Here is an 11,534-nt window from a genome sequence, read left to right on the forward strand (position 1 = left end):
CGTACGATCGGGATGATGATGTGAAATTTCCTCATCTCCTAAGAAACCAGGGCGCGAAACGGTTCGACAATCCAGTTCAAACCGACTTTTAATTGATGTTCGGGGGTGGGGAGACGGTAGAGATAGGCGAGGCGACGAGCGATGTGAGCTAGAGGTCCGTCGAGGCTGAGTCCCAAGCCGGAGAGGGTGGCGTTGTCGAGTCCCAAGGTCATCATTTCGCCGAGGTTTTGATAGCGGAAGGGTAGGAGGGGACGATGCGTCAGCGAACCCCAAACGTTCCAAGCGGCGTAGTCGGCTTGTTGGAACGCGGCTTGTGCGGTGGTGGGAACCCGTTGTCCGTTGATGTCGTAGGTGGCGGCGACGTCGCCGACAGCGAAGATGTGGGGGCGATCGATGACTTGGAGTTTGGCGTTGGTGAGGATCTGACCGCGATCGTTGCGATCGAAGGGTAGCGATCGCACTACGGGAGCGACGGTCGTTCCGACGGTCCACAAGACTAAATCGACCGGAATTTCGTCGATTTGTTCGCGGTATTTCAGGGAAATCGTCTCGGCGGTGACTTGGGTGACGTCGGTTTCGAGATCGAGCCACACGCCGCGATCGCTCAAGGCGCGTTTGGCGGCGTTGCGGTTGAATTCGGGGGAATTTCGCAAAATCGTATCGTTGCGATCGACGATGCGAATCCGGCCGCGATTTCCCAAGCGATCGGCGAGTTTGCAGGCGATTTCAACGCCGCTGTATCCTCCACCGACGATCGCCACGCGAATTTTGTCGGCGTCGCTACTTTCGAGTTGGCGCAGTCGTTCTCGCACCCGGTAAGCGTCAGCGACGGTACGGAAGGGAATCGCGCGTTCGGCGACACCTGGCGTTCCGTTGAGGGGGGTTTCGCCTCCCATCGCCAAGACAAGGCGATCGTAGGGAAGGGAATCGCCGTCGTCGTCGAGGTGAACCTGGTGCGAGTCGAGATCGATCGATTTCACTGAGGCTTGTCGAAACTGAATTTCGGTGTTTGCTAGCAGTTCGACAAACGGCGGTGCGATTTCCCACGTTTGCAGTTCGTCCGTCACCAGTTCGTACAGAAGCGGCGCGAATACGAAGCGATCGTTGCGATCGACTAACGTAATTTCGGGTTTTTCGGCGGGAGTCCACGGAAGGCGGCTCAGGTTCAAAGCGGTGTAGAGTCCGCCGAACCCACCGCCGAGAATAACGATACGAGCGGGTTTATCGGTCATAATCTTCGCGATCTAGCAAGGGGGGTTGCGAACGTGATACCTTCATTTTTAACGTACTTTGTGGGTTTAAGTCCGTTAAGCGCCCCGTCTCTCGAACCCGATCGCTCGCGTCAATCCGTCCTTCAGGTGAAAGCTCATGGCCCTCGTTTTGCATACCCTCGCCAACACGGTTTTCAAACAACGCCCCATCCAATCGGGGGATTTACCCGATCGCGAGAAAACCTCGATTCCCAAGGGACGAGAATTCGATATCGACAGCTTTTCCCGCGAGCGAAACCACGTTCGCTTCAGCCTCAAAGACGATGCGATCGAAGGCTTCGATACCTGGTACGCCTTTGGCGAACACGTTGAAATCGCTGGAGAAAACAATCAAGGGACGGGTAGCTCGCAAGTTTACCCCAAACCTCGCCCTCGCGCCATTCAACTCGAGTGTCCCTACCTCTCGCAACTCGATAACTTCGAGAACCCCACTGGCGCCTGTAACGTGACCTCGGTGGCGATGTGTTTGAAATACTTCCGCATTCCCCAACGGACCAACGCCAGCCAGTTTGAAGACGAACTCTATCGCTATGCGATCGACAACAATCTCAGTCGTCACAGCCCTTACGATTTAGCTAAAATTATAAGGGACTACGGCTGTACGGACGAGTTCCGAACGAACGCGACGATCGACGAGGTTAAAGACTGGGTCGCTGATTTAAATCCCGCGATCGTCCACGGTTATTTCACCTCGTTCGGTCATATTCTCGTGGTCGTCGGTTACGACGAACGCGGCTTTTTCGTTCACGATCCTTATGGCGAATGGTTCCCCAGCGGTTACCGAACGGATCTCCCCGGCGCGTACCTCCACTACTCTTATAATCTCATTCGTCAGGTTTGTATTCCCGACGGGAATTTTTGGGTTCACTTCGTTTCTAAGTAGGAGTCGTGGCTCGCTTTCAGGAGTTAGAGCCTTTCTCTCTGCTCTTTCCCAACGATCTCGAGCTGTCGAAATAAGCGTTCTCAGATAACGGTTTGTCAGAGGAGGGTGAGATAACGTGAGGCTGACGAGCTGCACGGTTGGGGAGTGTCTCTCGATCTACCGTCGCTTGGGAGTGATGCCACATCTACCCCCTCAGAACGTCTATGTTTTCTGCTAACTCGATTCATTCTAATAGTATTTTTGCTAACCTTCCGTCTGAGGCTCGTGATTGGGCGGAAAAATTGCATTGGAACGAGCGCCGCTATGTTTTATCTTTGTGTCATATTCTCTGTGCTGCACCTTCGGAGGCTCAGGCCGAATTCCTCGATGAATATACGGCTGACGGACTCGTTTCTCGCCTTCTTGAAGACCGAGATACTCATCAAAAAGTCAAACGCTATCTCGAACAGTTTCGCATCGCAACGGAATTGACGGAATCTTTGTTACGAGGTTATATCCGACAGTTTTATATTCACTGCGCTCAGGATATGCACCGTCAACCGGAACAGTATCTTGAAGTGGCTGTTCGCTTGATGGGAAATACTCAGGAAAGTAACAATGCTTTTAACTATACGTTAGGCTTTGAATTGCTGAAAATGCTGTTTCGGATGAGTTGGATTCAACAGGAACGTCTCTATCGATTGCAGCGTAACCAAGAGGAATTTTTAAATCAATATATTAAGCCGATTCGGTTCGCACATCAACTCAACGGAATTATCGTACCAAAAGATAAGAAAAAGTTTTTTGCAAAACGAGATTATTACGTTCAAGATCCGGTTATTTCTAAGAAAAAGTTGACCGAGCTAGTGATGGTTACGTTTGCGGCTGATACGGTGACAGAGTTTGGATTTTCTATGATTCGACATCCGAATTTTTTACAGTTTAATTATGAATACATCTATCATCCAGAGCCGGAAGATATTTTAGGAAATTAAGTTTAAATTTATCTATACTATAGCAACCCTAAATCAGTTGTGTAACAAAATCGATACAAAAAGGGAACGGGGAACTGGGAATCGGATTTTTTCTGATGTTTTAATTTTTGAGAACTCATTTTGCACTGCTATATTTTGCACTGCTATATTATTTGCTGTTTTTACCATAATTCGGGTGCATCTCAAAAATTTAAATTTATCAGAGGCAAGCTTTAGTATGCGATTTATACTACATCTTTTTCCAATAAGCTAGGTTTTAAAAAGTCTTCACCACATCCCCCCTTAGCCCCCTATCCCCCCTTAGCCCCCCTTTGAAAGGGGGGTTGGAGGGATGGTTGGGGGGATGATTGGGGGGATAGAGGGGCTTGTTCGGCTGGGAAAAACCAGTGTTTGAGTCCTCGACTCCGCTCAAGCTAACCTATCCCAGACTCATATTTTTACAAACGTGAGATGCATCCCAAAAATATAGAGATCGCCTATTTTATAGCTAGTCTTAAAAATCGAGTTAACTGAGTCGAACGAATTACGAATTTGTCGTTCGATCTCTAACAGAATACTCGATTGACAGTCGAGTAAATATATTGAATAATTGTTCAATATACTTCCGGTCAAGTCTTCAAAAGATCGAGACGAGCGGAGATCGGCCGCACCCCTCGATCTCAGATTCGAGTCGTGCTAAGATGGCAGAACCTCATATCTCGAGCTTCATTAAACGTAATCCTACAGTAAAGAATTGTTAAATGTCTTTGAAAATCGTTCAAAATTTCGATAGTCGCTTTAGCCTCGAGCCAAACGCGAAAAAAACGTTATTTCAACTGCTAAAAAGCGATCGCTTTTTAGAACAAATCTGTCAGCAATGCTGCTGTAACGGTGCTGAATTTACAGAGCAACTCTTTCAACCGATTCCCTACAGTATAGAAACACCGAAGGGAATGCCGAAAGAATTCGAGAAATACCACGAATCTGATAGTTATCTGCTCGTAAACGTTCCACCACCGTTTATGTTCGAGGCTAAAATTTTTAAACCCAGTCGTCTCTGTGCGGTGTATCGGAAAATCGACTAATCCGCGCCAAACAACTTTCTCCCGTTCGTTCCACCTCTCCTCTTCGATCGATGACAGTCCAAACCGATTTACCCCCACTTTCAAGTTTACCCGCACGCCCCTATCTCGACGAAGGCGGAAAAATTCCTGACGGCGATGTCAAAGGAAAAATCGGCGCGTATGCTGTGTTCGACGATCGCGATACATTGCAATATATCGGCTATTCTCGCGATATTGCCTTGAGTTTGCGCCAGCATCTCGTGCGTCGTCCCCATCAGTGCTACAGTTTCAAAATCCAAACGATCGATCGCCCCGATCGCAAAGTGTTAGAAATGCTGCGCCAAGCCTGGATCGCAGAAAACAGCACGACGCCACCGGGAAACAGCGACGAAGAGGCATTGTGGGTTAACCCTATCGACGTCAAGCCCCGTTTGAGTCCAGAAGAACGAGATGCGATCGCCAATGCAGTTGACGAAATTTCAAAAATTAAATGTCTCAAAAAGGCAGCCCGTCGCGTCGAATCGGAAATTTTAGCAGAACTGTCAGATCGGGGTGCGACCGAACCGTTACGTTTCAATCCCAAGCTCAAGGAAAACGGATTCTTAGATTTAAAATAACGGTCAGTTCGAGCGGAGATCGAGAGCGGTTTTAAAAATTAGTTTGTCAGCCCGTCTCGAGGTTTGTCGATGTTCGAGTACGGTGCGGGAGGTGGAAGCGGTGGAACTATCCTTACAACAACTCTGGAATCGGGTTTTAGAACGCCTGAAAGTTCAACTGAGTCAGCCGACGTTCGAGACTTGGATCGAAACGGCTCGCGTCGAAGCGCTCGAAAACAAACGCCTCGTGTTACGCGCGCCGAATCCATTTGCTCGTAACTGGTTGCAAAAATATTATTTGTCTACGATCGCCGATGTCGTCGAAGATATCTTAGGCGATCGCGTCGAAATTCACCTTTGCACCGATCGCGAGGAGAACGTCGGCGAAAGCACCGATACAGCCTATCCGACGACGACGCCACCGCCGAAATCTAAAGTTCAGAAACCCCCAGAACTCAATAGCAAGCACGTTTTTTCTCGGTTCGTCGTCGGTTCCAACAACCGTATGGCTCACGCGGCGGCGTTGGCGGTGGCGGAATATCCGGGGCGCGAGTTCAACCCACTGTTTTTATGCGGCGGCGTCGGGTTGGGAAAAACTCATTTGATGCAAGCGATCGGCCATTATCGAGTGGAAATCGACACCAACTCGCGGGTGTTTTACGTTTCTACAGAACGCTTTACCAACGATCTCATCGCTGCAATTCGCCGCGACAGTATGCAAAATTTCCGTCGTCACTATCGCACCGCCGACGTGTTACTCGTCGATGACATTCAGTTTATCGAGGGGAAAGAGTACACTCAAGAAGAGTTTTTTCATACGTTTAACGCCCTGTACGAAGCGGGAAAACAGGTGGTTTTGGCCTCCGATCGCCCGCCGAGTCAAATTCCCCAACTGCAAGAACGCCTCTCGTCGCGGTTTTCGATGGGATTGATCGCCGATATTCAACCCCCCGATTTTGAAACCCGCATGGCGATTTTGCAGAAAAAGGCTGAATACGAGAGCATTCGACTTCCCCGAGAGGCGATCGAATACATTGCGTCTCGCTATAAATCCAATATTCGAGAGTTGGAGGGGGCGTTAATTCGGGCGGTGGCGTATATTTCTATTTCCGGTTTACCGATGACGGTCGAAAATATCGCCCCGGTACTTACCCCGCAAACTCAAACGGTCGAAGCGTCGCCGACAGTCGTGATGCAAGCGGTCGCGGAAATGATGAAGGTCTCTGTCGAAGATCTCAAGGGAAGTTCGCGACGCCGAGAAATCAGTCAAGCTCGTCAAATTGCGATGTATTTGATGCGACAACATACTGATTTGAGTTTGCCGAAAATTGGAGAAGAGTTCGGCGGAAAAGACCATACGACCGTGTTGTACAGTTGTGATAAAATCGCCGAACGCAAGGATAAAGATCCGCAGTTGGCGCAGGTGTTAACTCAGTTGAGCGATCGCATTAATTTATCGAGTCGGTGATGTTTTTTAAACGAGAACGGGTGACAGAAAAAAGACGATACTCAAAACCGTTCGATGCAATTTTCTAACGGCAAAGCAACTATAGCAGTCCCAAACCAAATGAGTCGTCAAAAATTAAAACACCCGAAAAAATCTGATTCCCCGTTCCCCGTTTCTGATTCCCTTTTTGTTTCAATTTTGTTACATAACTGATTTAGGGTTGCTATATGACAAACGGTCCCCATCCAGATACTCTCTACCCCATCCCCAACCAACGGCGATTGGTGTATCTTAAAAATCTCGTCAACAATCCCAACATTCTCGTGGGAGACTATACCTATTACGATGATTTCGAGACTCCCGAAAATTTCGAGAAAAACGTTCTCTATCATTTCGATTTTATTGGCGATCGCCTAATTATCGGGAAGTTTTGTGCGATCGCTTGCGGTGTAAAATTTATTATGAACGGTGGGAACCATCACCCCGACTGGTTGACCAACTATCCGTTTACTATATTTGGACAAGGCTGGGAATCCGCCATGCCCGATTCTTGGCCGCACAAAGGCGACACTCGCATCGAAAACGATGTTTGGCTCGGTTACAATGCGACGGTAATGCCCGGAATCCACATCGGCGACGGGGCGATCGTGGCAGCAAACGCAATGGTGACTCGCGACGTTCCACCTTATACTGTAGTCGGTGGAAATCCCGCCCGAGAAATTCGCAAACGGTTTGACGACGCGACCGTTCGAGATTTGCTGGAGTTGCGATGGTGGGATTGGCAGATCGAGAAAATTACGCGCAATCTCAAGGCTATTTGTGGAAGCGATATTGAGGCGTTAAAACAAGCCGTTTAGCGGTAGACGCGATCACAACAGTAATAGGGGCGCGAACAGTTCGCCCCTAAGAAGTATGAAATTTCATCGGCGGGTTCGCCGGACGCCGATTTGCGTCTTAGTAGCGAAATTTTCTCTTGCGTTGTTTGTGTCGGGCGAGTTCTTTACGCTTCCGTTTTTCGATGGGCGTTTCAAAGTGACGGTTTTTCTTCATATCTGGAAAAATTCCCGCTCGGGAAACCCCACGCTTGAATCGACGGAGTACCGATTCAATGCCTTCGTTTTCGCCCGGTACAACTTGGGTCATGTAATACTCTCGTGATGTGACAAATAAAGGGCAAAGTAAGAAGCGATCGTGTGTCCGACTTCTTACTCGCCCTCTTAATGTTCGAGTTTCAAAGAGACGATCGTCCGTCGCTACAGTCGAGTTTTAACAGGCTGGGATGCCTTGAGTGTCAGAGGTCAGACAAGCTTTTAACTCGATTTCACTGCGAACCGGTCGATCTCACGATCTCGTTTTAGTAGCGGCGAGACTTGCCGCGATTTCCCCAACTTCCGCCAGAAGAGCGGTTTTCGCGAGGTCGGGCTTTGTTCACTTTAAGGTCGCGTCCCATCCATTCAGCGCCGTCGAGGTCTTCGATCGCCGCAGCTTCTTGTTCGTCGGTTTCCATTTCCACGAAGGCGAAGCCACGCATCCGTTGGGTTTCGCGGTCGAGGGGAACGTGAACTCGTTTCACCGTACCGTACTCGGAAAAGGTTTGAGTTAAATCGTCCTGCGTGACGTCGTAGGACAGATTACCCACGTAAATTGACATGATTTGAGATTCTCCCGAATCCTGAGCGTGTAGAGAGTTAAATTCGGGGAACCGTTCTGAAAGAAAAACGAATTGCACAACCGAATATAAATCTTTAGTGAAATATTAGCACACTCGCGCGATTTTGCCATCTCCCAGTTCAGATAACTTAAGAAAAATCTCGTAAAAATCCGTTCGAGCTAGCTGAATTCGGTAAATTTCCGACACTTAATACTATTTTAAGACTCTGACGCTGCCAAACGATACGATTCGAGGCGATCGGGGCTCTCGGCAAGCGTCTGCTATTTTAAATGAGGGTGTCCTATCGGGCGCGATCGATTGCTGGCAATCCCTTGGTGGTGCAAAAAACTGAGTCGTGTCGCGCGCGATCGCCTACCAAGATCCGTCGCAGTACTCCGCCCATAGCCGAGGGCTTGGGGGGTGGTGAAGCGACGGGAGGGAGTAGTTCGCTTAAGCCTAGAAACAAATATTTATTTTCTAAGCTAAGATAGTTTCATGCTAAACATGACGTGGGAATTCAAGCTAGAGCCAACGGCGGAGCAGGTTTCAGACATCGAACACATTTTGGATGTGTGCCGCAATGTCTGGAATTTTGCTCTGCGGGAACGCAAGGATTGGCTGAATTCCCGCAAGTCGCCCGTGAATGCGTGTTCGATTCGGCAGGAATTTATCTGGCCTGCGGATGCACCATTTCCCAGTTATGCGCGGCAGTGCAAGTCGCTGACTGCGGCCAAAGCTGAATACCCCCGATTAAAGACTGTCAATGCCCAAGTGCTTCAACAAGTCATCCGAAAACTGGAAGCCTCCTGGGAGTCGTGGCGGTTAAAGCGTTCGGGTCTTCCACGATTCAAAAAACCCAACCGGATGCGAAGCTTTGTCTTCCCCCAGATGCTCAAAAACTGTGTGTCTGACAAAGGGATTAAGTTGCCTCAGTTGGGATGGGTTCGGGTTCGGTGGTCGCGGAAAATTCCTGATTTATTCCAGGTTAAGCAAGCTCGAATTGTTCGCAAGGCATCCGGGTACTTTGTCGTGCTTAGCCTTCAGGCTGACGTCGATATTCCTGCTGTAGCCCCTCACGGACATCCGGTAGGGATTGACGTTGGACTGGAGTACTTTCTCTCAACTTCTGATGGAGAGCAGGTCAAGCGGCCTCGCTTTTTCAACAATCTGCACCGCAAGCTGAAATCGCTGCAACGCCGATTGAAGAAAAAGCAGAAGGGGTCAGCTAACTGGCTGAAACTCCAGAAGAAAATTGCGAGAGTCCATCAACGGATTGCCGATACGCGAAAAGACTGGCATTTCAAGCTGGCTCATCACCTTTGCGACGGCGCAGGGACGATCTTTGTCGAAGATCTCATCCCCCCAACCCCCCTTTCAAAGGGGGGCGAAGGGGGGATAGGAATGTTGGGCAAACACACCCTGGATGCTGGGCTGGGACAATTTGTGAATCAGATCCTTCCCTGGGTGTGCTGGAAGCGCGATGTGTATTACGGCAAAGTTGATGCCCGTGGCACTTCTCAGGAATGCCCAGACTGTGGAGTGGAGGTTCGCAAAGATCTCTCAACCAGGATTCATCACTGTCACAACTGCGGGTCAACAAAGCCCCGTGATGTGGCGAGTGGACAAGTTATCTGTACCCGTGGGCAACGGGGAATCGAAACTGCCTGTGGAGGGGAGGCGGCGGGGACTGAGTTGGCTCAGTCTAGCTGGCACCTGTTGAAGCAGGAAATCTTTGGGGCGACCCAAGGAATCTCCCTGCATACCCGGAACGGGTTGCTGAGAGAGGATGTCAATTATCGGTAATCTAATTCTTCACAATACGATCGTGGGAGATTCCCTAAACCTACTTTTTCTGTCTACCCCCGTCGGAGCGTTGGGAACCGGACTCGGGGGCGGGGTCGAACTAACCTTATACAATATCGCCCAGGCAATGCAGCAGCGGGGTCATCGCGTTCGGGTTATCGCCCCGTCGCGATCGCAACTCCCACAACTCGACATTGTAACAGTGACGGGTTCGCTGCAAGTCACCGCCCAAACTCAAGGACGAGATGCGGCGATCGCACTTCCCCCCGAGCCCGTGTTGGGGGCGATGTGGGAGGCGGCGAGGCGACAACAACCGCACTTCGACCTGGTTCTCAATTTCGCCTACGACTGGTTGCCCTTTTATCTGACCCCATTTTTCCACATTCCCGTCGCGCATTTGGTGAGTATGGGGTCGATAACCGACGCGATGGACGCTGTTATTTTACAGGCGATCGCCCGACATCCCGAACGGATTGCCTTTCACACCCGCACCCAGGCGAAGACGTTCGGTGACGTTCCCGAAACCTGTCCCTGTCTGGGAAACGGCATCGATTTATCTCTGTACGACTTTTGCGAAACGCCCGAAGATCGCTGGGCGTGGGTCGGACGCATCGCCCCGGAAAAAGGACTCGAAGACGCTGTGGCGGCGATCGCGAAAACGGGAAGCAAACTCACCGTTTGGGGAAAAATGCAGTTTCCCGACTATTGGGAGGAGGTTCGCCGCACCTATCCCGAGGCAAAGGTCGAATATGCGGGATTTCTGCCGACACAGGAACTTCAACGACAACTCGGACGCTGTCGCGGCTTTTTGATGACGCCGAAGTGGGTCGAAGCCTTTGGCAACGTCACCATCGAAGCCTTAGCCTGCGGGGTTCCCGTCGTTGCTTACCGTCGCGGCGGCCCGTCAGAAATCGTTCGCGATGGAGAAACGGGGTTTTTAGTAGAACCCGACAGCATCGAAGGATTGGCCGAGGCGATCGCCCGTTGGTCGGAGATCGATCGCTCGAACTGTCGCCGCCAAGCCGAAACTGAGTTTTCCATTCCCGCGATGGGCGATCGGGTCGAAACTTGGTTGCGTCGAGTATTTAGCAACCCTAAATCAGTTGTGTAACAAAATTGGGACAAACAGGGAACTGGGAATGGGATTTTTTCTAGTGTTTTAATTTTTGACGACTCATTTGGGACTGCTATAAAACATTAAGTCGATTCGTCTTGTAATAGTTGGCGTGTAGACATTGAAAACATCGCGATCCAAACGCCGTCGAAAATTAACGCAATTCCCACCAAAACGCCAATGACCCAAGGGGCGTTAAACGGCCACTGCGACCAAATCAAAATCCCTAAAATGATACTGAGAATTCCACCGAGGAGAACCATTCCCCAATTCGGTGCCGGTCGCAGTTGAAACGCCAAAATAGTTTGGATCGCTCCTTGTAAAAAGATAGCAATTCCTAAAATTAACGTCAGTGTCAAAACACCTTCTAAAAGATTGGTGACGAGTAAAATTCCGGCAACGAGAGATAAAATTCCCACTAACGTTTTTAGCCAAAATTGCCCCGATTTTCGGGTTTGAAACGCATAAACAATGCGAAGTACGCCCCCGATAACAAACAACCATCCAAAGATTAACGTCGCGGCGAGGGTTGCAAAAAGCGGTCTGGCTAACGCCAATACTCCCAGCAAAGCAATTAGCACGCCGAGCGCGATCGCCCAGCCTAGATTTTTCCGCAGTTCCTCGCGCAGTTCCGGCTCGTTGGCAATTCTCACGGTAACCTCCGATACGTTTGGAAGCCCCCGTGCTTTAGCCGGGGGAGGAAAAACGAACGTGCGGCTTTAGCCGCCGTCAATCTTATGACTCTTTCAGGC

12 protein-coding genes are annotated in these 11,534 nt (G+C 49.9%); 8 read left to right on the plus strand and 4 right to left on the minus strand.

Annotated elements, in window-relative coordinates; genetic code table 11:
- Positions 1-38: 38 nt before the first annotated feature.
- Positions 39-1,232 carry an NAD(P)/FAD-dependent oxidoreductase gene (locus GEI7105_RS0107705; RefSeq protein WP_017659895.1) on the minus strand — a complete coding sequence of 398 codons (1,194 nt, stop codon included), beginning with the start codon at positions 1,230-1,232 and terminating at the stop codon, positions 39-41.
- A 136-nt stretch (positions 1,233-1,368) separates the two neighbouring features.
- Between GEI7105_RS0107705 and GEI7105_RS0107710 the strand changes: the two genes are divergently transcribed.
- The 6 genes from GEI7105_RS0107710 to GEI7105_RS0107735 all read left to right on the plus strand — a co-directional run bounded on the left by GEI7105_RS0107710 (position 1,369) and on the right by GEI7105_RS0107735 (position 7,071).
- Entirely contained in the window at positions 1,369-2,154 is a 786-nt protein-coding gene (locus tag GEI7105_RS0107710; protein WP_017659896.1) for a C39 family peptidase, read from the plus strand.
- Positions 2,155-2,357: 203 nt separating this feature from the next.
- A complete protein-coding gene (locus GEI7105_RS0107715; RefSeq protein WP_017659897.1) occupies positions 2,358-3,128 on the plus strand; it encodes a hypothetical protein in 771 nt (256 codons plus the stop codon).
- 740 nt (positions 3,129-3,868) lie between these two features.
- A complete protein-coding gene (locus GEI7105_RS0107720; RefSeq protein WP_017659898.1) occupies positions 3,869-4,192 on the plus strand; it encodes a hypothetical protein in 324 nt (107 codons plus the stop codon).
- A gap of 50 nt (positions 4,193-4,242) precedes the next feature.
- A complete protein-coding gene (locus tag GEI7105_RS0107725) occupies positions 4,243-4,788 on the plus strand; it encodes a GIY-YIG nuclease family protein (protein ID WP_017659899.1) in 546 nt (181 codons plus the stop codon).
- Between the two features lie 100 nt (positions 4,789-4,888).
- Entirely contained in the window at positions 4,889-6,235 is a 1,347-nt protein-coding gene (gene dnaA, locus GEI7105_RS0107730; RefSeq protein ID WP_026097499.1) for a chromosomal replication initiator protein DnaA, read from the plus strand.
- Between the two features lie 206 nt (positions 6,236-6,441).
- Positions 6,442-7,071: a CatB-related O-acetyltransferase gene (locus GEI7105_RS0107735; RefSeq protein WP_017659901.1), complete on the plus strand. Its 630-nt coding sequence runs from the start codon at positions 6,442-6,444 to the stop codon at positions 7,069-7,071.
- A gap of 97 nt (positions 7,072-7,168) precedes the next feature.
- Here the strand turns inward: GEI7105_RS0107735 and rpsU are convergent, their stop codons facing one another.
- A complete protein-coding gene (gene rpsU, locus GEI7105_RS0107740) occupies positions 7,169-7,357 on the minus strand; it encodes a 30S ribosomal protein S21 (RefSeq protein WP_017659902.1) in 189 nt (62 codons plus the stop codon).
- 211 nt (positions 7,358-7,568) lie between these two features.
- Positions 7,569-7,865 carry an RNA-binding regulator gene (gene rbp, locus GEI7105_RS0107745; protein ID WP_026097500.1) on the minus strand — a complete coding sequence of 99 codons (297 nt, stop codon included), beginning with the start codon at positions 7,863-7,865 and terminating at the stop codon, positions 7,569-7,571.
- Between the two features lie 495 nt (positions 7,866-8,360).
- Here rbp and GEI7105_RS0107750 point away from each other — a divergent pair, with 495 nt between their 5' ends.
- Positions 8,361-9,668, plus strand: a complete 1,308-nt coding sequence (locus tag GEI7105_RS0107750; RefSeq protein ID WP_017659904.1) for an RNA-guided endonuclease InsQ/TnpB family protein — start codon at positions 8,361-8,363, stop codon at positions 9,666-9,668.
- Entirely contained in the window at positions 9,652-10,779 is a 1,128-nt protein-coding gene (locus tag GEI7105_RS0107755; RefSeq protein ID WP_017659905.1) for a glycosyltransferase family 4 protein, read from the plus strand. Before GEI7105_RS0107750 ends, GEI7105_RS0107755 begins: the two co-directional genes overlap by 17 nt.
- Positions 10,780-10,865: 86 nt before the next feature.
- On the opposite strand, the gene GEI7105_RS0107760 is transcribed toward GEI7105_RS0107755, so the two are convergent.
- The gene (locus GEI7105_RS0107760; RefSeq protein WP_017659906.1) at positions 10,866-11,435 is read right to left on the minus strand and encodes an HdeD family acid-resistance protein; all 570 of its coding nucleotides are present in this window, start codon (positions 11,433-11,435) and stop codon (positions 10,866-10,868) included.
- Between the last annotated feature and the right edge of the window lie 99 nt (positions 11,436-11,534).

Source organism: Baaleninema simplex PCC 7105, assembly GCF_000332355.1.
In the GTDB taxonomy this organism is placed as follows: Bacteria; Cyanobacteriota; Cyanobacteriia; order Cyanobacteriales; family Geitlerinemataceae; genus Baaleninema; species Baaleninema simplex.